The sequence below is a fragment of the Bacillus salacetis genome (assembly GCF_049177075.1).
Lineage (GTDB): Bacteria > Bacillota > Bacilli > Bacillales > Bacillaceae_B > Rossellomorea > Rossellomorea salacetis_A.
In genome coordinates, this window is record NZ_CP185377.1 from 1,348,067 (window position 1) to 1,371,345 (window position 23,279).

Annotated in this window: 21 protein-coding genes; 17 read left to right on the top strand and 4 right to left on the bottom strand. The window is 41.4% G+C overall.

Annotation, left to right across the window (positions count from 1 at the left end; genetic code table 11):
- Nucleotides 1–2: 2 nt before the first annotated feature.
- From ACOJQI_RS06845 to ACOJQI_RS06870, 6 genes are all read left to right on the top strand, one after another.
- Nucleotides 3–2,102 carry an RNA degradosome polyphosphate kinase gene (locus ACOJQI_RS06845; protein WP_421384325.1) on the top strand — a complete coding sequence of 700 codons (2,100 nt, stop codon included), beginning with the start codon at nt 3–5 and terminating at the stop codon, nt 2,100–2,102.
- A 243-nt stretch (nt 2,103–2,345) separates the two neighbouring features.
- Nucleotides 2,346–2,561, top strand: coding sequence for a hypothetical protein (locus tag ACOJQI_RS06850; protein ID WP_421384326.1), 216 nt, complete (start codon nt 2,346–2,348; stop codon nt 2,559–2,561).
- Between the two features lie 178 nt (nt 2,562–2,739).
- On the top strand, nt 2,740–3,498 hold the full coding sequence (fadH, locus tag ACOJQI_RS06855; RefSeq protein WP_421384328.1) for a 2,4-dienoyl-CoA reductase: 759 nt from the start codon (nt 2,740–2,742) through the stop codon (nt 3,496–3,498).
- Nucleotides 3,499–3,638: 140 nt separating this feature from the next.
- Entirely contained in the window at nt 3,639–4,859 is a 1,221-nt protein-coding gene (locus tag ACOJQI_RS06860; protein WP_421384329.1) for an EAL-associated domain-containing protein, read from the top strand.
- A gap of 63 nt (nt 4,860–4,922) precedes the next feature.
- Nucleotides 4,923–5,165 carry a hypothetical protein gene (locus tag ACOJQI_RS06865; RefSeq protein WP_421384330.1) on the top strand — a complete coding sequence of 81 codons (243 nt, stop codon included), beginning with the start codon at nt 4,923–4,925 and terminating at the stop codon, nt 5,163–5,165.
- Between the two features lie 622 nt (nt 5,166–5,787).
- The gene (locus tag ACOJQI_RS06870; RefSeq protein ID WP_421384332.1) at nt 5,788–6,447 is read left to right on the top strand and encodes a DUF3993 domain-containing protein; all 660 of its coding nucleotides are present in this window, start codon (nt 5,788–5,790) and stop codon (nt 6,445–6,447) included.
- Nucleotides 6,448–6,473: 26 nt separating this feature from the next.
- Here the strand turns inward: ACOJQI_RS06870 and ACOJQI_RS06875 are convergent, their stop codons facing one another.
- Nucleotides 6,474–6,725: a glutaredoxin family protein gene (locus tag ACOJQI_RS06875; RefSeq protein ID WP_421384333.1), complete on the bottom strand. Its 252-nt coding sequence runs from the start codon at nt 6,723–6,725 to the stop codon at nt 6,474–6,476.
- A 4-nt stretch (nt 6,726–6,729) separates the two neighbouring features.
- Nucleotides 6,730–7,677, bottom strand: a complete 948-nt coding sequence (locus ACOJQI_RS06880) for an MBL fold metallo-hydrolase (RefSeq protein WP_421384334.1) — start codon at nt 7,675–7,677, stop codon at nt 6,730–6,732.
- A gap of 312 nt (nt 7,678–7,989) precedes the next feature.
- Between ACOJQI_RS06880 and ACOJQI_RS06885 the strand changes: the two genes are divergently transcribed.
- The 3 genes from ACOJQI_RS06885 to ACOJQI_RS06895 all read left to right on the top strand — a co-directional run bounded on the left by ACOJQI_RS06885 (nt 7,990) and on the right by ACOJQI_RS06895 (nt 10,475).
- Nucleotides 7,990–8,247 carry a YkuJ family protein gene (locus ACOJQI_RS06885; RefSeq protein ID WP_006836370.1) on the top strand — a complete coding sequence of 86 codons (258 nt, stop codon included), beginning with the start codon at nt 7,990–7,992 and terminating at the stop codon, nt 8,245–8,247.
- 223 nt (nt 8,248–8,470) lie between these two features.
- Entirely contained in the window at nt 8,471–8,911 is a 441-nt protein-coding gene (gene cbpB, locus ACOJQI_RS06890) for a cyclic-di-AMP-binding protein CbpB (protein ID WP_421384335.1), read from the top strand.
- Nucleotides 8,912–8,978: 67 nt separating this feature from the next.
- Entirely contained in the window at nt 8,979–10,475 is a 1,497-nt protein-coding gene (locus ACOJQI_RS06895) for an MDR family MFS transporter (RefSeq protein ID WP_421384337.1), read from the top strand.
- 34 nt (nt 10,476–10,509) lie between these two features.
- On the opposite strand, the gene ACOJQI_RS06900 is transcribed toward ACOJQI_RS06895, so the two are convergent.
- Entirely contained in the window at nt 10,510–11,241 is a 732-nt protein-coding gene (locus ACOJQI_RS06900; RefSeq protein WP_421384338.1) for a sulfite exporter TauE/SafE family protein, read from the bottom strand.
- A 151-nt stretch (nt 11,242–11,392) separates the two neighbouring features.
- On the opposite strand from ACOJQI_RS06900, the gene ACOJQI_RS06905 reads away from it, so the two are divergent.
- The 3 genes from ACOJQI_RS06905 (at nt 11,393) to ACOJQI_RS06915 (ending at nt 14,292) form a co-directional block, all read left to right on the top strand.
- Entirely contained in the window at nt 11,393–12,283 is an 891-nt protein-coding gene (locus ACOJQI_RS06905; protein ID WP_421385412.1) for a LysR family transcriptional regulator, read from the top strand.
- An 85-nt stretch (nt 12,284–12,368) separates the two neighbouring features.
- Nucleotides 12,369–13,079: a 2,3,4,5-tetrahydropyridine-2,6-dicarboxylate N-acetyltransferase gene (dapD, locus tag ACOJQI_RS06910; RefSeq protein WP_421384340.1), complete on the top strand. Its 711-nt coding sequence runs from the start codon at nt 12,369–12,371 to the stop codon at nt 13,077–13,079.
- Nucleotides 13,080–13,170: 91 nt separating this feature from the next.
- Nucleotides 13,171–14,292 (top strand): N-acetyldiaminopimelate deacetylase, encoded by a 1,122-nt coding sequence (locus ACOJQI_RS06915; protein ID WP_421384341.1) that lies wholly within the window; start codon nt 13,171–13,173, stop codon nt 14,290–14,292.
- A 46-nt stretch (nt 14,293–14,338) separates the two neighbouring features.
- Here ACOJQI_RS06915 and ACOJQI_RS06920 read toward each other — a convergent pair whose 3' ends face one another.
- Nucleotides 14,339–15,166, bottom strand: a complete 828-nt coding sequence (locus ACOJQI_RS06920) for a mechanosensitive ion channel family protein (protein ID WP_421385413.1) — start codon at nt 15,164–15,166, stop codon at nt 14,339–14,341.
- A 368-nt stretch (nt 15,167–15,534) separates the two neighbouring features.
- On the opposite strand from ACOJQI_RS06920, the gene ACOJQI_RS06925 reads away from it, so the two are divergent.
- The 5 genes from ACOJQI_RS06925 (at nt 15,535) to ACOJQI_RS06945 (ending at nt 23,270) form a co-directional block, all read left to right on the top strand.
- Nucleotides 15,535–17,289: an ABC transporter ATP-binding protein gene (locus ACOJQI_RS06925; RefSeq protein WP_421384343.1), complete on the top strand. Its 1,755-nt coding sequence runs from the start codon at nt 15,535–15,537 to the stop codon at nt 17,287–17,289.
- An 8-nt stretch (nt 17,290–17,297) separates the two neighbouring features.
- Nucleotides 17,298–19,121, top strand: a complete 1,824-nt coding sequence (locus tag ACOJQI_RS06930) for an ABC transporter ATP-binding protein (protein ID WP_421384344.1) — start codon at nt 17,298–17,300, stop codon at nt 19,119–19,121.
- Between the two features lie 1,008 nt (nt 19,122–20,129).
- Entirely contained in the window at nt 20,130–21,470 is a 1,341-nt protein-coding gene (locus tag ACOJQI_RS06935) for a cytochrome ubiquinol oxidase subunit I (RefSeq protein WP_421384346.1), read from the top strand.
- A 61-nt stretch (nt 21,471–21,531) separates the two neighbouring features.
- Entirely contained in the window at nt 21,532–22,545 is a 1,014-nt protein-coding gene (locus ACOJQI_RS06940) for a cytochrome d ubiquinol oxidase subunit II (RefSeq protein WP_421384347.1), read from the top strand.
- 65 nt (nt 22,546–22,610) lie between these two features.
- Nucleotides 22,611–23,270 (top strand): potassium channel family protein, encoded by a 660-nt coding sequence (locus ACOJQI_RS06945; protein WP_421384349.1) that lies wholly within the window; start codon nt 22,611–22,613, stop codon nt 23,268–23,270.
- Nucleotides 23,271–23,279 lie beyond the last annotated feature (9 nt).

Genomic DNA, 23,279 nt, shown 5'->3' on the forward strand with positions numbered 1-23,279 from the left:
CGATGAAGGCTGAACAGTATGACTCGCCTCATTATTATAATAACAGAGAACTAAGCTGGCTGGCTTTCAATGAAAGGGTTTTGGAAGAAGCTCTGGATTACCAAAACCCTCTCCTTGAAAGGATGAAATTCCTGGCTATTTTCAGTTCCAATCTGGATGAGTTCTTTATGGTCCGGGTTGCCGGTCTGAAGGATCAGGTAAAGGCCAAATACAATAAGCCTGAAAATAAAGCAGGTTTGACACCAAAGCAGCAATTAGAAGAAATCTCAGCTAAAAATCATGAACTTGTCGACCTTCAGGATGAAACGTTTAATAACTTAATCATTCCCCAATTGAATGAAGAGAAGATACACTTACTCGAGGTTAAAGATTTAAATCAGGAACAGCTCACGTTTCTGGAAATCTTTTTTGAAGAGCAGATTTTTCCAGTACTGACCCCGATGGCTGTGGATGCCTATCGGCCATTTCCCATGCTGTTGAATAAAAGTCTCAATCTGGTGGTCATCCTGGACAATCCAGATGCGGAGGAAGAGGAAGACAAAGAGAAAGTAGCGCTTGTGCAGGTTCCCTCAGTTTTGGACAGAGTAATCTCTCTGCCTTCCAGTCAAGAGGAAGAGATGTATATCCTTTTGGAGAATGTTATTATTCATTTCATTGATAAAGTATTTAAAGGATATCAGGTACATTCGGCAAGTGCTTTTCGAATTACAAGAAATGCCGATATGACCATACATGAAGAAGGCGCAAGGGATTTGCTGCTTGAAATAGAAAAGGAATTGAAAAAAAGGAAATGGGGAGCTGCTGTCCGCCTTGAGGTCCAGGAAGGCAGGATGAATGAAAAGGTTCTCGACTATCTTCTGAAAGAGCTGGAGATACACAACGAGGATGTTTATAAAATAAGGGGGCCGCTTGATCTTACCTTTTTGTTTGGATTTATCAGCCAATTACAGAAGAAGCGTGAAAACCTATCATTTGAAGTCTTCATTCCCCAACCTCCCCGTGATCTGCTCTCTCATGAAAACCTTTTTGAAAAGGCGTTTCATGAAGATTTATTCTTCCACCACCCATATGAATCTTTCGAGCCGATCGTTGATTTTGTTTCTGTTGCTGCTGATGATCCAAATGTCCTTGCCATAAAACAGACATTATACAGAGTAAGCGGGGATTCCCCGGTTATTGATGCATTGAAAAGGGCGGCTGAAAATGGAAAGCAGGTCACGGTTCTTGTTGAGTTGAAAGCCCGGTTTGATGAAGAGAACAACGTCCAGTGGGCCAAAGAACTGGAAAAGGCCGGCTGCCACGTTATTTACGGAATGAACAACTTAAAAACACATAGTAAAATTACACTTGTCGTCAGAAAGATGCATGGAAGGATTGATCGTTTCGTCCATTTAGGGACTGGAAACTATAATGACCAGACTGCCAAGCTGTATACAGATATGGGGATCATTACATCAAAGAGGAAGTTTGGAATCGATGCGACCAATTTCTTTAATTATCTAAGTGGATATACAGAAAAGCCTGAATTCCATCACTTGGTTGTTGCCCCTTTTGATATCAGGGATGAGTTTGCAAAATTGATTGATCAGGAGATTGCAGTGCATAAAGCTAACGGTAACGGACGGATTATTGCCAAGATGAATTCGTTGACGGATAAAGAGTTGATAATAAAATTATATGAAGCTTCGTCAGCAGGTGTAAAGATAGACCTTATCATAAGGGGGATCTGCTGCCTGCGTCCCGGAATCAAAGGTGTAAGTGAAAACATACGGGTCATTAGTATTGTCGGTAGATTCCTCGAGCACAGCCGCATCTATTATTTCCATCATAATGGGGAAGGCAAGATGTACTTATCCTCTGCTGATATGATGACAAGAAACATGGTGAAAAGGGTAGAAATTCTATTTCCAATTTACAAAGGCAGCATAAAAAGGAGGCTTCTTGATATCCTTGATTTAACATTAAGAGATAACATGAAGGCGAGAATACAGGATTCCGAGGGCAATTATCATTATGTTCAGCGAAATGAGGGTGAACCTCCGATAAATAGTCAGCTTGAATTAAAACAAGAAGCTTATCACCACCTTTACATCGAGAATTGAAAAAAAGACAGTTCTGCCACTGCAGACTGTCTTTGATTTTTAAGTGCGATTTACCTTTGAGCTTGGGAAGGTTTTACACCAACCTTACTGAGCAGGAATGAAGAAAGATTTTGTTTCATATATTCTTTAATACTGTTAATATAGAATTCTATAAGTTGACAAACCGCCAGAGGATAACTTACTTTTATTGTAATGGTACATAGCATTGCTTGCCCAGAGTTTAACAGCAAAGGAGTATGTTTTATGAAGAAACAAGAACATATGGAAATGATCATTCTGCCGACAGAGCAAGGGGAAGTCAAGGTTTTCGTTTACGGTTTTAAGCCATTTGGATCCTGGGGACAAGTAATTGTACAATTAAATGATGTAACAGTTAATTCAAAAGGATACAACCGCAAAAAGACAATTATCCGGACATTGACCCAGCTGCATCAAATGCTCGTCAATAATCAGGAATAATATAATTATGTAAGTGTTTATATAGACAAAACAGCCGATGGTGAGAGTGCTCCCATCGGTTTTTTGTCTGCAATTTAAATTGCAAGGTTAAAAAGAGTGTTTTCATAATCCGTAAATTATTATATAATTCTGACATAAGTAAAAATGAGTGATTATTCATTCAGATGGAGGGAAATGGATGCAAACTGTAATAGTGACAGGCGGATCAAACGGAATGGGCAAGTATATGGCTAAGCATTTTCTTGAACAAGGGTGTAATGTCGTCATAACAGGAAGGAACGAGGAACGCCTGCATGGCGTTAAAGAAGAGTTTTCTTCTTTGCCAGGCAAGCTGGAAACCTTTCAAATGGATGTAAGAGAACCTGAACATGCCGCTAAGATGATTGAATTCACCTCCGAGACATTCGGCAGTGTGGACACTCTGATTAACAATGCTGCCGGGAATTTCATAGTCCCCGCTGAAAAACTTTCACCCAATGGATGGAGATCTGTAATTGATATCGTTTTGAACGGGACCTTCTTTTGTTCAAATGCTGCAGCAAACCATTGGATAAAAACCGGGACAAAAGGGAGCATCATTAATATGGTCGCTACATATGCCTGGAATGCCGGGGCAGGTGTCGCCCATTCAGCTGCAGCGAAAGCGGGGGTTCTATCACTCACAAGAACTTTAGCGGTTGAATGGGGGCATAAATATGGCATCAGAACTAACGCAATAGCTCCAGGGCCGATTGAACGAACAGGCGGAGCCGAAAAATTGTGGGAGTCGGAAGAAGCTGCGAAAAGAACAATAGAGAGTGTGCCGTTGAAGAGGTTGGGCACACCAGAAGAGATTGCAGGACTTGCTTACTTTTTGGCATCCGACAGCGCCTCTTATATTAATGGGGAATGCGTCACCATGGATGGAGGACAGTGGCTTAACCGTTTCCCGTTCTAAGCATTATCACGATACTGAAACAGCCTGGATTTACAGGCTGTTTTTTAATTTGCAGGGGAAAAGTGACAAGATTCACGTCAAAGATTCTTCCGTATATGATATACTCAATAATATTTTAATCGTATGGGAAGTGATTGATAATGGATCCGTTGGAGATCATGGCGAATATAGACCGTACTTTTCCTTTTTTTCAGCCCGTGTTCAGTGCCGATGAACATACTATTATGGGGTATGAAATCTTAGGAAGATATCAAAGTGAAGACGGAATTATCAGTCTGGGCCCTTTTTTCCTTGATGAGGATATTCCTGATGAGTATCGGCTTGAGGTCGACAACTACATATTGTCAGAGGCTCTTAAAAAATCACTTGAAGAAAATATTGATACTTGGTTTTTTATCAACAGAGATGCAAATTTATTGATGCTTGATCAGGGAGAAACGCTGCTGGAATTGTTATTAAGTTTTTGTGCGAAAGGAGTGAAAATGGAACAGGTTGTGCTTGAAATATCCGAGAAACATTTCAGGGGCGATTTTGAGCAATTGTTCCACCTTATTCACTACTACAAAACCTTCGGAATCAAAATTGCCATTGATAATATCGGTGGTGACAGTGATCAGTGGGAAAGGCTTGCAAAAGTCAGTCCGGATATTTTAAAGGTCGACCTTCAACATCTGCGTAAAGAAGCAGGGAATACCACCTTTCATAACATACTGTACAGCCTTTCAATGCTGGCACGAAAGATCGGTTCAACGCTTCTTTTTGAGAATATAGAATTGGATTACCAGCTGCACTTCGCCTGGAAAAATGGAGGCCGTTATTATCAGGGCTTCTACCTTCATCGTCCCTCAGGAGATTTTTTGAAGGAAGATATTCTCCGAGAGAAATTAAAAACCAAATGCCAGGACTATATTGAACATGAGAAGAGGCATTTAAAAGCGGTTTTTAATCTCACGCAGCTTCTTCAGCGGGAAATAAATGAACAAGTAAATGAGTTAAGGAAGCACGCTGGAAATTTAGACAGCCTGCTCATCAGTCTAGCTAAAAATGTAGAAGATAAGTTTTTCCGTCTATATATATGTGATGCAAATGGGTTCCAGTTGACAGATAACCTGGTAAGGAAAATGAATAAATGGGAAACTCATCCTCAGTTTAAAGGGAAGAACTGGAGTTGGCGCCCATATTTCCTGGAGAACATCATGAGAATGCAGAACAAAAATTCCGGTCTTTTATCTGACTCTTATAGTGACATAGAAACTGGTGAAACAATTAGGACTTTCTCGTATCCATTGGGAGAAGACCAATACTTATTTATGGATTTATCCTACGAATTTCTGTATGAGCAGGACGGAATTCTTTACTAAGGCCGGAATAGATACAGCTGCACCCGGGCAACTTAACCTTAAAAGCTTTTAAGGGGTGGTGTAATGAGCAGCTTTGTTTTGATCCTGATGTTGATTAGTGCGGGAATCCTTGCTATTTCGTTAATATATACCTTCAAGGTAGCCAGGCAGCAAAAAGCCTTGAAGAATGAATTGGACACAGACTTACCCGAAAAGGTCCAGGATCACCCATACACAAGAAATCCAATATTCCTCACATACTTAATCGCTGCTGTCCTCGTAATATTGTTCATCATTTATAAAGCGATTGACTTATATGCCGCATAAAGAATTAACTCCGGAATCGTTTTCGGAGAGAGAAAATCGAAAATAGCACGACCATTTGAGGACGAAATCGCTTATGATTTCCTCCTCTTCATTTAGGGGGGGGATAAAAGGTTCTAGAATCTGCAACATGTTAATGATCTGGTTATAAAATAAAAAAGCAAAAGCGCTTAATAAGTAATGAAAACCACAATAACCTTCGTTTTTATGTCATGCATAAAAGAAACTAACCAATATATTATTAAGCAAACTGTAAAAATTAGTAGATTGGAGCGGAAGGTGTACGACCTCCTGCGGGAATAGCGGGACAGGTGAGACCCCGCAAGGCGAAGCCGAGGAGGCTCAACGCCCGCCCCGCGGAGTCGTGCACCTGGAGTGGAAATATTTGGATGACATTTGATAATTCCCCTTAATTCCCTCTCAGGTTGACCGTATTCAGATTAATATCTATTGCCCCTCTTATTACTTGACATTCAAAATTGGTAATTTATTCTTTTGGTTATTTTTTGTTTTACAAATAACCTAAAAAGGGAACAGATTAAATGAAAATAATCAATGAATCTGTCTGCTTTTGTTAATTAAATACGAACGATTTACATACTATCGACAAGGAAGGATTGCTACAATGGAAAAGAAATCCAACGGGGAGAAGAGGGAGAAGATGACAAAAATGAAAAAGCTAACTGCAGTATTGATCGCAGCCATTTTTTTTATGACTTTCATTGGCCAGGCTACGGCTTTGGACAAGGAGTCACTCGTCGAAAGAGTTCAAACAGCATTTGAAAAGCAGGTTTCCCTTAGTGAGAAGCCAAGGAACCTTGAAGAGATTAATGCCATATTAGATACCCATTTTACCGAAGGCTTTAAGGAAAAATTCATGCTGGATAATGTTATTGAAACGGAAGAAGGCTTCCAGACTTTTGGTTCTGATTTCGCATCTTACTATATCCCCCACTTTACTTATAGTGATAAGACCAGGGCTGTTAAAAAAGGTCAAACAGTATACCTGTATGAATACTTCACCTATGAAGAAGGACCTGTTTACTTTGAAGATGGTTATCAAGGTGTAAAGCTGAAAAAGATAAATGGAGTACTTAAAGTAGAGGATATATTTTACGGCCTTCCGAAAGAACTTGAGGGAGAGCCAGGAGATGAAAACGTCCAGGATGTGCAAACAGCAAAAGGGGAGAGGAATGCCGCTCCCCTTTCATCTTACCTAAAAAAACAGTACCTCATCTTTCAAGGTTTTTTCCTTGAGGAAGAGAATGCCGTTCATTTAATATGAGAAATTTTACTTTGACACAACCGGTGTCAATTTTTTTTGTTTAAGCCTAATATTTCCGGCAGCTTTTGCAAGTCAGAGCTGTAATAAACTTGCCCGTCAATGAGTACCACAGGAGTAGACATAGCTTTATATTTCTCTATAAGTTCTTTCCGAGCCTGGGGATCCTTTTTGATATCTTTCTCAGTGAATGTAACAGCATGATGTGTCAAAAGTTCTTTCACGAAAGAACATGGAGGGCAGTCAGGCTGGGTATAAACAGTGATGTTATTTTCCTTCACAACATTACACATCCTTTTTTGAGTTATTCTTTTCAAGGTAATCGATAAGCCCCATTGCTGAAACTTTCATATCCAATTCTAACAAGCGGAGAAAATCGTTATTTCGGTCCAACTGCTGATTCGAATCGAGTACAGTTTTTATCAATGCTTCTGTCAGGGCTGGGAGTTGATTTTCGAGAGTGAATTCTCTGCTTATTTCCAGAGCGGTCTCAGTAAATATTTTTATCCATTTCCGAACCTCTGTCAAAACTTTTGCTGGTTCTTCCGAAATACCAAAATGTCCAAAGTATATTTTTTTCAGTTCCAGTTGGCTGTAAAGGTCCAGTGACTGCAGCATTTCTTCTGGATTGAATTGGTTTGGGGAGGTAGACGGTAAATAAAGAGATTCACCTTTGAGTATGTAATCATAATTGATTCCGGCAGTATCACCTGTAAATATCCCTTTGGACTTCTCGTCGTAAATGCTGAAATGATGCCTCGAATGTCCAGGTGTATCATAAAAGGTCAATTTAGAGTCTGGACCGATTTGCAGTGTTTCTTCATGTTTTTTAACAATCAATCTATCCTCAGGAACAGGCAGGATTGGATGAAATAACCTGTCAAAGTCACTGCCATATACCTGTCTTGCGCCAGCTTCAAGCCTCTCTGGATTGATGAGATGGCGTGCACCTTTTTCATGGACAATAATCTTTGCATTCGGGCATTTCTCCAGAAATACTCCGACTCCTCCGGCATGGTCAAGGTGGACGTGGGTAACGATGATATTTTTGATCTGTTCGAGTGGAATATCCATTTCCTCAAGACCTTCTATTAGGTAGGGAATGGAAGGGCTCGCTGACGTTTCAACAATTGTTACATCATCCTCTTTGATTATAAAAGACCCTGTCCTGAAGGGTTCATTCAAATCGAACAAATCGATAACTGAAATCCTGGCTTCACGATTAATAATCATCCTTACTGTCTCCTTTTTAAGAAAAATAAACATCATGATAGGAAAAAAAGCACTGATGTAATCCATTCTAATTAATAAAGTTAAAAGAAATAACAATACAATTATAATGAATTTGGAGTAAAAATCAAAAAATTCTGTTTTTTACTTGAGAAGGGAAAGTGGTGGTGTTATGTTTAAAGGTGTGATAGAGTTGTATGTGTTTTCAGTTAAGATTCTTTCCTGATGGGTGCTTTATTCCATCATCTGAAAGGATAGAAAAAGTGATAATGCAAAAGCTAAGAAAGAATGAAGTGATGAAAGGAGAGACGGTCAATGTCTCAGCTTCTGGGAATCATTCAGCGTTTGAAATCATTGCAGGATGGTACAGATACAGGTGAAACTCAACAACGATTTTTTGAAGTGAATGGTAAAAAATTATGTCAGGTAAAGTATTTTTCTAATACAGATACATTTGAATTAGAAGTTTACACTGATGATAAGAAAGCCAACAAATATCCGTTCGATGATATCGATATTACAGCTATTGAAATCTTTGAACTGCTTCAAGAAGAAAAAGAAAATTCACAGTAGAAACTCTGGATGGACAAGTGCAGTATGTAAAAGAGAAAGTGATTACAGGGATGTAGTTGCTTTCTTTTTTTTTATTAAAAGGCGGCTGAACTTTTTGTTATTGCAGCTGGAATCAAAAAAACATCTCTACAAAAAAGGTAAGCGGTTTCTTTAATCCCACCATCACAGCAAAAGTATGGTACAATAAAAGTCGGCTTTTATTTTCGAGAGTGAGGGATTTACTATGTTTTCTTTATACAGCAAGGATTTCTTAGAAGCGAATATTGCCGACTTTATCATCCCGTCAGAAAAGGTAGCACATGTACAAAAGACAAATACACTGGAACATGCTTTGCTTGTTTTGACAAAAAGCGGGTATTCGTCCATTCCCGTGCTCGACCCTCAATTTCGCCTGCAGGGATTAATCAGCTCAAGCATGATCACTGATTCAATCCTGGGTCTGGAGCATATTGAGTTCGATAAATTGGACACGAAAAAGGTAGAGGAAGTCATGGACGTCGGATTTCCAACCATTTCTCTTCAAACACAGTTTAAGAAAGCATTGGAGCTATTGATTGATCGTCCTTTTTTGTGTGTAGTGGATGGTGAAGGCTTCTTTGAAGGAATTATGACAAGAAGAGTTATTCTTAAGCAGCTCAACCGCAACTTACATAAAGACGCATGATCCTGAGCTCCCTTTTGGGGGCTCTTATTACTTAACCTAAGAAAATAGTCAGGAGAGGGGATTGAAAATGCCGGATGTTGAGGGAAGTCTTGCTGGACAGGCTTCAAAAAGAACTAAGAGACCATTTGTATTGGCTGCAGTTATGCTGGCCATGTTCATGGGGGCAATTGAAGCTACAATTGTTTCGACAGCCATGCCCGCCATTGTAGGGGATCTGGGTGGATTTTCATTATACAGCTGGGTGTTCTCTGCATATTTATTAATGAATGCAGTTACCGTCTTAATTTATGGAAAACTTTCCGATTTATTCGGCCGGAAACCGATTATCACTTTTGGGATTATCTTGTTCATGGCAGGTTCCATCCTCTGCGGCTTCTCACAGTCGATGGAACAATTGATTATCTTCAGACTTATCCAAGGGTTTGGTGCTGGAGCTGTCCTGCCGATTGCCACTACAATAGTCGGGGATATTTACACAAAGGAGGAAAGGGCAAAGATACAAGGTTACCTTTCTTCAGTCTGGGGAATCTCGGCGATAAGCGGACCTGCAATCGGCGGGCTGCTTGTTGAATATGTCAGCTGGCATTACGTTTTTTGGATCAATGTCCCTCTGGGAGTATTGTCCATTACAGCACTTTGGATGTTCCTGCATGAAGATGTCAAAAAAGAAAAGCACAAGATTGATTATCCAGGTGCGGTTTTGTTGACAGTCGCCATTTCAACATTAATGTTTATTTTAGTTGAGGGTGGTGTCCATATCCCTTGGAATTCTCCATTGGCCCTTGGATTGCTTGCGGCAGCCATCATTTTCTTTATATTATTTGTTTTTCAGGAAAGAAGGGCAGCTGAACCAATGATGCCTTTTGGAATCTGGAAGGAACGCTCTATTTTCATCGCGAATATTGTTTCGCTGACCACGGGTGTGATGTTGATTGGTATTTCAAGCTTTCTTCCGGCATTTGTTCAAGGCGTAATGGAGCGGAGTCCTACAGTGGCAGGCTTTACATTGACAACCATGTCGATTGGCTGGCCGATAGCAGCCACAATTGCCGGCAGGCTGTTATTGAAGATAGGCTATTACAAGACCTCTCTTTTAGGTGGGATCTCATTGATCCTTGGCAGCATCTTTTTTGTCACTATGGGAGCTGATTCGGGTCCGGTTTGGGCAGCTGTAGGTTCTTTTTTTGTTGGTGCTGGGATGGGATTGACCTCAACTTCATTTATCGTGTCGATTCAGAGTACTGTTGAATGGAGGCAGAGGGGGATTGCCACAGCCGCCAATATGTTCATGAGAAATCTGGGAAGCACTCTCGGTGCCGCATTGCTCGGCGGTATCCTTAACAGTTCAATCAAACAATACCTGGAGGATAAGGACAATACCAAGGCGGATATTGATGTAGTCAATATGCTGCTGGATGAAGAAAAAAGAACAGCCCTCAGTGCCCCGCTGAGAGAGACGCTCCAATCAGGGCTTACCTTTTCACTTCATTGGGTTTATGCAGGGGTAATGTTCTTCGCGCTGTTGAGTTTAGCCCTTATTCTGTTCCTTCCTAGGAAAACTTAAAAATCTCCCTTCAAACAAGGGAGATTTTTTCCTTCTAGGAAACCAATGAATGCATTATCTGTATAATGAGGATAAGTGTCATAGTGTTTAAAATCAATTTGGCTGTTTTCAAGGGAACTTTGTCTGCGAACCTTACAGCTGTCTGCGCCCCGATGATGCTGCCCAGGCAAAATGCAAGTCCTGCCTCCCAAATGAAATGCCCATTGAATAGATAAGCGATAAAAGCGGCTGAACAAGAAACAAAGGTTTGAAACCTGGTAAAGGCAATCGACCTAATATAAGAGACCCCCTTATATAGGAAGGTATGCATCAACATTGTCGCTTGTCCCGGTCCGAACATGCCATCGTAGAAACCAATGGCTGCCAAAAACGGGCCAGTTCCTTTCAGGTTCTCAGGGTTACTCCCGTTGGATTCCGAAGGTTTGTTTAGGAAACTAATGAAAAAAGCTGCAATCAATAATATGACAGCAATGATCTCCATGACTGTCTGAGAAAGCAAGCCGGCTGTCAGGCCGCCTGCCATTCCGCCCCCGAAGGCAAAGGGAAGGATGGAAAAGGCTTCTTTCCACTTAATTTCTTTTTTCTTCAGCAAGTAAGCAAAACTGGAAAAAGAGCTGAGTGTATTGGAAAATTTACTGGTGGCGATGGCTGAATGAACCGGCAGGCCCGAAAGCAGCATAACCGGCATCCCAATCAATCCTCCACTTCCGGCAATTGTACCTATTAAGGCAGTAAAGAAACCAGTTACCATAAGGATAAAAAACATGTAAATCACCTCACTGAATATCGTTGTAAAATGGAGGTGAGATTTACCACCTCTTTACATTTAGTGTATTCTTCTAAAGGTCATAATGAAATTACATAAAATTTAATATATAATATAAGAAAAACTTATCAAAAAGGGTGTGATGGCTGCCATGGCTTTCTCGGAGTATCAATTAATGTCTGTCCTTGCACAAGAAATGAATATGAGGAAGGCGGCAGAAAGACTATTCGTTTCCCAGCCTGCCTTATCCCAAAGGCTGCAAAACATCGAAAAGGAGTGGGGAACGAAGCTGTTTATCCGTTCCCAAAAAGGGTTGTCCCTTACACCGGCAGGCGAACTTGTTGTGAAGCTTTCCCAGGAAATGCTTCAGAAAGAAGAGAAGGTGAAGGAAGAAATCCAGGCCCTGCAATCCCAGGTCCATGGGACATTGAAAATCGCCTGTGCATCCATTGTCGGCCAAAATTGGCTTCCTCAAGTGTTAAAAAAGTTTGTGGATACGTATCCTCATGCGAAAATCTCATTGATCACCGGATGGAGCAGCGAAATTCTGGAAGCCCTTTATGAAGATGAAGTCCATATAGGGATCATCAGAGGGACCGCTGACTGGAAAGGGCCGAAGTACCATCTTTTTACGGATAGACTGTATCTGGTTGACAGGGAAATTCAGAAAGTCGAAGAAGTACTGGAAACCGACCGCCCTTTCATCCAATTTAAAAGTGATTCCAACTATTATCAGGAAATCCAGGACTGGTGGCACCGGCAATTCCAGTCTGTACCAAAAAGGACCATAGTCGTGGACCAGATTGAGACATGCAAACAGATGACTTTTAATGGGATCGGTTATGCAATACTCCCTGCAATAACCTTGAATGGAGCAGAGGAAAATCTCTACAAGATTCCATTAATGGATGAAAAGAAAGGATCCATTCACAGGGATACTTGGCTGCTGGGGTATGATTCCGCTTTTCAATTGAAACAGGTAAAAGCATTTGTGGAGATTGTGGAAGAATTTTTAGAAGAAAATAGTAACTCAATTTTATAGCGAATTCTTGTCTTTTATCCTTTAATTTGTTAAAGTTTAAACTAGATTTCTGAATATATACATATTTTTTAGGGGGGTTTTACGAATGAAACAGATGGATGCAAATGAGATTATCTCATTTATTCAAAATAGTACGAAATCTACACCGGTAAAGGTTTATGTCAAAGGAAACCTTTCAGATATCAATTTTGGCGAGAATGCGAAAAGCTTTATCAATGGCGGGTCAGGTGTTGTATTCGGTGAGTGGGCTGAAATCTCACAAGCACTTGAAAGCAATAAGGACAATATTGAGGATTATGTGGTGGAAAATGACCGCCGTAACTCCGCTATCCCGTTGCTTGACATGAAAGGCATCAAAGCCCGTATTGAGCCAGGCGCAATCATCCGTGACCAGGTTGAAATCGGCGATAATGCTGTTATCATGATGGGGGCTTCAATCAATATTGGTTCTGTTATCGGCGAAGGTACTATGATCGATATGAATGTTGTACTTGGAGGAAGGGCAACTGTCGGAAAGAACTGCCATATTGGTGCAGGTGCAGTCCTTGCGGGAGTAATCGAACCGCCTTCTGCAAAACCTGTAGTGGTTGAGGATGATGTAGTTGTAGGTGCCAATGCTGTTATCCTTGAAGGGGTGACAGTAGGAAAAGGTGCTGTTGTTGCTGCAGGGGCAATCGTAGTTGAAGATGTTCCTCCATACACAGTTGTTGCCGGTACCCCAGCGAAAGTCATTAAAGAAATAGATGAAAAAACAAAGTCTAAAACTGAAATCAAGCAGGAGTTACGACAACTGTAAGAATCCCCGATTCAATTAAGAAGGACTGAAGGCCGATTCGGCATCAGTCCTTTTATATATTGCTTACTTAACGTTAGAAAGGAGTTTTAACATGCCAGTAATGAATCCATTTGTAGAAATCAGAAGAGATTTGCATAAAATTCCTGAATTGGGCTTTCAGGAATATAAGACTCAAGATTATCTTCTCACATATATTAATTCTCTTCCAAAGGAAAGAGTGGAAGTAGAAAAATGGAGAACAGGTTTGTTTGTGAAGATAAAAGGCACCCAGCCAAAAAGAACGATTGGCTACCGGACAGATATAGATGGATTGCCAATCGAAGAACATACGGGACTGCCGTTCCGCTCGGAACATGAGGGCAGGATGCATGCTTGCGGACATGATTTTCATATGAGCATCGCATTAGGCATACTAACCCATTTCGTCAAGAATCCAATAGAAGATAATCTTTTATTTATTTTTCAACCTGCTGAAGAAGGTCCCGGCGGTGCTCAACCGATGCTCGAAAGTGAAACTATGAAAAAGTGGAAACCTGACTTGATCATCGGACTGCATGTTGCTCCCGAATACCAAGTAGGAACAATCGCTATCAAGGAAGGGCTGCTGTTTGCCAATACTTCAGAATTATTCATAGATTTAAAAGGGAAGGGTGGACATGCAGCTTACCCACATAACACAAAGGATATGGTCGTAGCTGCCTCCATGCTTGTGACACAACTGCAAACGGTTGTGTCCAGGAATGTTAATCCCCTGGACAGCGCCGTGGTGACTGTCGGCAAAATTACTGGCGGAACAGTCCAGAATATCATTTCTGAAACGGCAAGGCTTGAAGGCACAATCAGAACATTATCAGTAGAATCGATGGAAAGTGTCAAGCGCAGGATCGAAGCCCTTGTCAAAGGAATTGAAATCGGCTTCGACTGTGAGGCTGTTATTGATTATGGCAGCATGTACCGTCAGGTTTATAACGATGAAAAAGCGACAAACAATTTCGTTGAATTTCTTGAAAATAAACAAGATGTGAACCTGGTGATTTGCAATGAAGCGATGACGGGAGAGGATTTCGGTTACATGCTGGAAGAAATTCCTGGATTCATGTTCTGGCTCGGAGTTGATTCAAAACAGGGATTGCATCACGCTGAACTCAATCCTGACGAGGATGCCATCGAGTTTGCGATTTCTACAGTATCAGAGTATATTGAAACATTATAAATCAAAAGCAGCGCCCGGAATTTTTCCTGGGCACTGCTTTTTTTTACTATTGTTCTTTCTTTTCGATATAAACCTGATGAGGGTAAGGAATTTCAATGCCGTTCTGATCAAGTGCTTCTTTAAGCGCTTTTCGCAGTTTGCGCTCCACTCCCCATTGTTCCATATTCTTGGTTTTTCCGATGACACGGATGACAACATCTGAAGCACCAAGTGCCTGTACACCGATTACATTTGGCCCATCGACAATATTTTCGTCTTCCGCAGCGACTCTGTCACAAACCTCCTGCAGAACCATAATAGCTTTATCAATATCATCATCATAAGAGATTCCAATATCGACAAGTGCCCTCATGTTGCCTCTGGAGTGGTTGCTCAAGCTTGTGATTTCCCTGTTGGGTACAAAGTTCAGCGTGCCATCAAAACTGCGGATCTGTGTAGTCCTTAAACCCACAGCCTCCACAATCCCGGAGAAACTGCCGGTCGTCACATAATCACCGACATCAATTTGTTTTTCCAATAATATGAAGAAACCTGTCACAACATCACTTACAAGTCCTTGTGCACCAAAACCTACAGCAAGCCCGATAATCCCGGCTCCTGCAAGGATGGCTGTAACCTCAATCCCGAAAATCTGAAGGATGGTGACAAAGAAAATAAAAATCAGGACGTAGGAGAAAATGTTTTTTGCGAGACTCTCCAATGTCTGTGATCTTGCTGTTGAAATGTTGTTCCTCTCACTATATTTACTGAAAGCACGTTCAAGGATTTTGTTTCCGAATCCTTTTACTATTAAAAATGCAATGTAAATAGCGATAATCTGCAGTGCCGAAATACCGATCGTTATCAGCAGGCCAGTCCAGTCGAAATCATAGATTCTTTCTGAAACACCATTGAAACCTAAGATAAAATCCACTTATGTCATCCTTCCTATTCTTTATTATATGTACAAGAGCTAAAAGACCTTATAAGTATAAACATAATTACATTAGTGTTGTCAAAGAACTGAATGTTTTATACCAACCCAATTATTTTTGACGAGAGGGGGACATATAGATGAGAGAAGATCGGTCAAATGGCCGATCTTTTTAAATGGTCTCGGAGTAGACTAAAAACATGTTATCGAAATTGCGGAAGGATTCTTAAAAAAGTAAAAAATTCAAATAAAAAGGTGGAAATATATTTCGAAACCCGATATATTTAATAGTACGTGAATTTTTTGCATCAAAGAGAGGGGGATGAAAAATGGAGACATTTAAAAAATTAAAACAATTTTATTGGCCTTACAAAAAATTCTTCTTTACTTCAATTCTGTTTTTAATTGTAGTAACAGGAATTACTGTGGTTTATCCGATAATTTTGCAGCTGACGATTGATAATGTTATTTTGCAGAAAGAATTCAGCTGGGTACCTTACCTGGCAATTGGCTTCATTTTAATTATGGTTGTAAAAGGTGTCGCTACATTCATACACCAATATAACGGAGATATGTTTGGTATCACCAGTGTCTACAGGTTAAGAAATGAACTGTATGAAAAGCTGCAATACCTTCCATTCCGTTATTATGACAACGCAAAAACCGGGGATCTTATGTCGAGGTTGACAGCGGATGTTGAAGCGTTCCGTTTTTTCCTATCTTTTGGGATATCCGAATTAATAAGGTTTGTACTCCTGGTTACCATCAGCTTTGGAGTCATGTTCTATTATTCTCCATCTTTGACGTTTGTTACGTTGTCGACACTTCCGTTCCTTGCAGTTGCGGTGTATAAGTTTGACAAGGCTGTACATCCGGCATTCCGCGGAATAAGGAAGTCCTTCGGGAAATTGAATACGAATGTCCAGGAAAATATCAGTGGAATCAACACAGTGAAGTCCTTATCCAGAGAAGATTTCCAGATCAATAAGTTCAATGATTCTAACAGTGATTACAAAGACAAGTACCTGCTGACTTCTGATGTGTGGGCGAAATATTTCCCGCTTATGGAGTTCCTCGGTAACGTAAGCGTGGTGCTCCTGCTTTCCTATGGTGGATACCTTGTTATAAATGGCAGCTTGAATCCTGGTGAGCTTGTAGCTTTCTACAGTCTCTTGTGGTACATCATCTGGCCAATCATGAACCTCGGATTTGTCATTAACCAGTTTTCTCAATCAAAAGCATCAGGTGAGCGTTTATTGGAAATTCTCGAAGCTAACGAAGATGTATCCGATAAAGAAGGTGCATTGGAAGTTAACAGACTAAGAGGCGAAGTCGAATTCAAAGATGTCGAGTTGAAGTATACTGAAGATGATGATGAAGCTTTGGACGGCATTTCTTTTAAAGCTGAACCAGGAAAAGTCATAGGCCTCATAGGGGCAACAGGTTCAGGTAAAACAAGTATCACTAATCTGATTACCCGCTTTTACGAACCGACTTCCGGGGAAGTGCTGATTGATGGCAAACCGGTAGAGGACTACTCATTGAAATCCTTAAGGAGGAATATCGGTTTTGTACTTCAGGAATCATTCTTGTTTTCCTCCACCATCAAAACCAATATTTCATACGGAAGACCTGATGCCACTATGGATGAAATCATTGATGCTGCCAAAAGAGCACAGGCTCATGATTTCATTGAGGAATTGGAAGATGGATATGACACAAGACTTGGTGAAAGAGGACTGGGTTTATCCGGTGGACAGAAGCAGCGTATCGCGATTGCAAGGGCAATCTGTACTGATCCGAGCATCCTGATACTCGATGATGCCACCAGCGCTGTTGATATGGAAACAGAGTTCAAGATACAGAAAGCATTTAAGGAAGTGATGGCAGACCGCACTACCTTTATTATTGCCCATCGTATCTCAGCATTGAAACACGCGGATGAAATCCTTGTTCTTGAAAACGGGAAGATCGTTGAACGGGGTGTCCACGACTTCCTGATGAAAAATAATGGACTATACCAGAGAATATACGACATCCAATATAAGGATCAGAAAAAAATACTGCAATCACAGCAAGGGTAGGTGAGACAATGAAAAGCAAGGAAAAAACCAATGAGAAAATACTTAATCGGTTTCACTATTCAACAGACCAGGTAATTGATAAACCATTTAACTGGGAACAACTGTGGAGACTGCTTGGCTATTTAAAGCCATATTCAAAAAATCTGCTTCCACTTTCGGTGATTATGGTCCTTATTACTACAGGTGTCAGAATGGTGATTCCAATCTTGATCGGGGTCTATACCCTTGATAGAGCGATTATCGACAAGGACACGGGGATGCTGACAATCCTGATAGGAAGCATTGCAGGATTGTATATATTAAGCTACATTGCCAATATACTGAGGATCCGATGGATGAACATGCTGGGACAGGGAGTCATCTATGACTTGAGAAAGCACTTATTCACCCATGTTCAATGGCTGTCTCACAGGTTTTTTGATCAGCGTTCTGCAGGTTCGATTCTTGTCAGGATCATGAATGATATTAATTCCTTACAGGAGCTTTTTACAAACGGGGTCATCAACCTGCTGATGGATATGCTTCTTCTTGTCGGTATCCTTGTAATCCTGTTTACTTTAAGCCCTGAACTGACTCTTGCGGTACTGGTCATCCTGCCGTTGATGTTCTTTATTTCCACGAGTCTCCGAAAGAAAATAAGAAGGTCATGGCAAATGGTGCGGCTGAAACAGTCTAAGCTGAATTCCCACCTAAATGAAAGTATTCAGGGAATCAGGGTAACCCAATCTTATACCCAGGAAAAAGAAAACATGGCATTCTTTGATGGGATAAATACGGAAAGCTTTGACAGCTGGAGAAATGCAACAAGAAAGAGTGCGATGTTCAGGCCGCTTGTTGAATTGACCAATGCTGTCGGGACAGCAGTACTGATCTGGTTTGGTGCAACGCTGATCCAAGGGGACGGATTGACTCTGGGTGAGTTCACATCATTCGCACTTTACCTAGGAATGTTCTGGGAGCCGATCTCCCGCTTGGGAATGGTCTATAACCAGCTGTTAGTCGGAATGGCTTCATCTGAGAGAATTTTTGAATTCCTTGATGAACAGCCGAATGTTGATGAGAAATCAAATGCAAAAGAGCTTAAGGAAATCAAAGGTCATATTGAATTCAAAAATGTTGACTTTGCATATGACAGCAAACGAAAAGCCTTGAATAATATTTCTCTTGAAATGAAGGCTGGAGAAACTGCTGCGCTGGTTGGTCATACAGGGTCAGGTAAAACAACCATAGCCAACCTTGTGAGCCGTTTCTATGATCCCACCGGCGGTAAGGTCCTGATTGACGGCCACGACCTGAGAGAGGTATCTTTATCAAGTCTTAGAAAGCAGATCAGCATTGTTCTTCAGGATACTTTTATTTTCTCGGGAACAATCAAGCAAAATATTCTTTTTGGACGTCCGGATGCATCCCACGAGGATGTTGTGGAAGCAGCCAAGGCAGTTGGTGCTCATGAATTCATCCTAAGACTTCCAAAAGGCTACGATACGGAAGTTGAGGAACGGGGGAATATCCTGTCTGTGGGAGAACGTCAGCTTATCTCCTTTACAAGGGCTCTGCTGGCAGATCCAAGAATCATCATTCTCGATGAGGCGACAGCTTCGATCGATACCGAAACAGAAGTGAAGATCCAGGAAGCTTTGAGGACACTCCTGAAAGGCAGGACCGCCATCATGATCGCCCACAGGCTTTCTACCATTCGTGAAGCGGATAACATCTTCGTACTGGATCACGGAAATATCATCGAGCAAGGCAACCATGATGAGTTGATGGATCAGCAGGGAGAATATTACCACCTCGTGAAAGCTCAATTTAAAATGCTTGAAGTAATATAAGATGAAGGCCGCCCTTTTTGTGGGGCGGTTTTTTGGTTGTTTAGGAAATTATAAAGGTTTGAGGATGTGGATGACAAAGATTGATATCTATATCCAGCTTCAGCGCCTGGCCCCTCGGGTCCTAAGCCGATCCGTCAGAGGAGCGGTTCGAAAATGATGTCTCCAAAGAGGGTCTATGGAGTCATCAAAAGAGGAGTGAGTGGAAAATGATGCCGTCAAAGAGGGTCTATGCCATCATCAAAAGAGGAGCGGGTGGAAAATGATGCCGTCAAAGAGGGTCTATGCCGTCATCAAAAGAGGAGAGGTTCAAAAATGAAGCCCTCAAAGAGGGTCTATGCCGTCATCAAAAGAAGAGGTGGTCGAAAATGATGTTTCCAAAGAGGGTCTATGCCGTCATCAAAAGAAGAGATGGTCGAAAATGATGTCCCCATAGAGGCTCTATGAAGTCATCAAAAGAGGAGTGAGTGGAAAATGATGCCCCTAAAGAGGGCCTATGCAGTCATCAAAAGAGGAGTGAGTGGAAAATGATGCCCCTAAAGAGGATCTATGCCGTCATCAAAAGAAGAGATGGTCGAAAATGATGTTCCCAAAGAGGGCCTATGAAGTCATCAAAAGAGGAGTGAGTGGAAAATGATGCCGTCAAAGAGGGTCTATGCTGTCATCAAAAGAGGAGAGGTTCAAAAATGAAGCCCTCAAAGAGGGTCTATGCCGTCATCAAAAGAAGAGCGCATCGAAAATAATGTCCCTAAAGAGGATTTATTTTAGCATCAAAAGGCGTAGAAGTGAAAAAGATGTCCTTTAAGTGATTCCTTCCCAGCATCCACTTAAAGCCCTTTCAGTCCCCCCACTAAAGCTCCAATTCCCATCCACCTGATTTTATCCCCCTAATTATCAAAAACTGAATCTTGTCCGTTTTAAATGCTCAATACTTCACAAACTCATTCGCAGGTTTTATAATGGTGAAATAGTGATACTTATAAGTATAGTTGATTAATAGGGGGGATAAGTATGGAGCTGGATAGTGTCATGCTGAGCAGGATGCTTACATCCGTGACATTGGCATTTCATATAATCTTTGCAACCATTGGGGTTGGAATTCCTGTCATGATTTCGATTGCCGAGTTCATAGGTATAAAGAGAAATGACGGACACTACATATTATTGGCCAGAAGATGGGCAAGGGGGTTTACCATTACTGTTGCGGTGGGTGTTGTCACGGGTACAGCCATCGGCCTTCAATTATCACTGCTCTGGCCGGCATTCATGCAGGTGGCCGGACAAGTGATTGCACTGCCTTTATTCATGGAAACATTCGCCTTCTTTTTTGAAGCGATCTTTCTTGGGATATATCTATACACTTGGGACCGGTTTAAGAACAGGATGGTCCATTGGTTACTGACAATCCCAATCATGATTGGGTCTTCTGCGTCTGCTTTATTCATTACTATGGTCAATGCATTTATGAATACTCCTCAAGGCTTTGATCTGGAGGGAGGAAAAGCGGTTAATATCGACCCAATAGCCGCGATGTTCAATCCTGCTACACCAGCCAAGGTGTTCCATGTTTTGACATCCGCTTATCTAACATCTGCGCTGGTTCTCGCAGCCATCACTGCATTCGCTATCTTGAAGAACAGAGGCGGTGTGTATCACAGAAAAGCTCTCCGCCTGACAATGGTGTGCGGTTTGATTTTCGCGGTGGGTACAGCAGTTGCAGGGGACGTTTCAGCAAAGTTCCTTGCTGAATATCAACCAGAAAAATTGGCAGCTGCAGAGTGGCACTTTGAAACAGAAAGCAACGCTGATTTAATAGTCTTCGGAACCCTCGATGAAAATAATGAGATTCATAATGAAATCAGAATCCCCGGATTCCTGAGCTTCCTTGCTGGAAATTCTTTCGATAAGGAAGTTATAGGGCTTGAAGAGTTCCCGGAAGATGAGCTGCCTCCGTTATTTGTGCATTATTTATTTGACTCGATGGTTTCAATCGGGATGTTCACATTGTTTATCACATCACTGTTTGTTCTCTTCTGGAAGTGGAAGAAGAAAAACGAATGGAATAAGCCTATGTTATGGGGGATTGTGGCCAGCGGCCCGCTATCGATGCTTGCCATAGAATTTGGCTGGATTTACGCGGAGGTGGGCAGGCAGCCGTGGATCCTGCGGGGATATATGAAGGTTGCGGAAGCTGCCACCAAAGCGGACGGAGTCGGGCTGACATTCCTGCTCTTTGTGATATTGTATATAATTCTTGCGATATTCTGTGTGCTGGTCCTGATAAAAATGTTTAAAAACAAGCCGCCTGAAATTGAGTATGAACAAAGGTTCACTAGCGGAAAACTCCAATGATTTTTTTCGATTAAATGGAGCCGGTTCATTGGGGACTTTGGCTTGAATAGGAGGGAGACAGGTGAGTTTAGAGGTACTAGGGATCACCGTACTTTGGGTATTTCTTTATGGATACCTGATTGTTGCATCTATAGATTTTGGCGCAGGATTCTTTGCTTTCTATGCCAAAATCACAAACAAGAAGCATACAGTCAATGATTTGATCAGCAGATATTTATCTCCTGTTTGGGAGGTAACCAATGTATTTTTCGTTTTTTTCTTCGTGGGTCTTGTAGGCTTTTTCCCTGATACAGCCTATTATTATGGAACAGCTTTGCTTATACCCGGAAGTGTGGCCTTGATTCTCCTGGCCATCAGGGGGGCTTTTTATGCCTTTGGCAACTATGGTTCAAAAGATAACGTTTTTTTCTTATTTCTTTACGGTGCAACGGGTTTGTTGATTCCGGCCTCTTTGTCTACGGCTTTAACGATTTCCGAGGGAGGCTTTTTAGAAGTAACAGGGGATAAAGTTGTATTCTTAGCGGAAGAGCTGTTTACCAGTCTTTATTCATGGAGTGTGGTTGTCCTGGCAATCGTTTCAGTGCTCTTCATTTCTGCATCATTCCTGACCTATTACGCTGATAGGGCAAATGATACGGAAGCAAGGGAAATTGTCCGGAAATTCGCCTTGTTTTGGAGCCCTCCGACGATTCTGGCAAGCCTCCTTGTCTTCATTGGATTGCGGAGGCATAACCTGGAGCACTTTCAGAACGCATTGGATATCTGGTGGATGTTTGGTTTGTCACTCATGTTTTTCCTTATAGCGACAGCTCTTATTTATACAAGGAAAAAATTTGGCACAGCATTCATTATGGTGATGCTTCAATTCTTCTTTGCCTTTTTTGGATACGGAGCTTCACATCTGCCCTATATCTTAAAACCTTTCATCACAATTGAGAGCAGTGTTACCAGCCCGGTTATGGGCACTGCGCTGGTAGTGGTCTTTATAGCTGGTCTGCTTCTGCTGATCCCGTCCTTAATCCTGCTTATGAGACTTTTTCTTTTCGATGCGGATTATGTAAAAGGAAACAAATAATCTAATATTCTCAAATTTGTGCTAAAATTAGTTCATAAGTATTCTCTTACGTTGGGGGAGTTAGAGTGAAAAAAGAGTTTGTCGTTATAGGATTGGGGCGTTTTGGGGGAAGCATTGTCCGCTCCCTGGCAGATCAGGATTTAGAAGTTATGGCTATTGATAAAGAAGAGGATAAGGTGAATGAGTTTGCCTCCATTGCATCGCATGCAGTAGTTGCGGATACCACGGATGAATCAGTATTGAAGAGCCTGGGAATCCGCAATTTTGACCATGTGATTGTGGCAATCGGGGATGATATACAGTCAAGTATCCTTACTACCCTTATGCTGAAAGAAATTGGTGTAAGCAATATTACGGTAAAGGCGCAAAATGATTATCATGAGAAAGTATTAAGGAAAATAGGAGCCAATCATGTTGTCCATCCGGAGAGGGATATGGGCAGGAGGATTGCGCATAATATCGTTTCCAATAACGTCCTTGATTACTTGGAGTTGTCAGACGAGCATTCAATAGTCGAGATTGCGGCCAATGAAAGCTTAAATGGCAACTCATTAATCGATCTTGATATCCGTGCAAAGTACGGTATCAATATCGTTGCCATCAAACGCGGAAAAGATATCCTGGTTTCACCACAGGCAGATGAACAAATAAGGACCGGGGATATCCTCATCGTCATCGGGGCCGATTCAGACATAACCCGATTTGAGAAGAAAGTAATGCCATAGAAAAGCAGG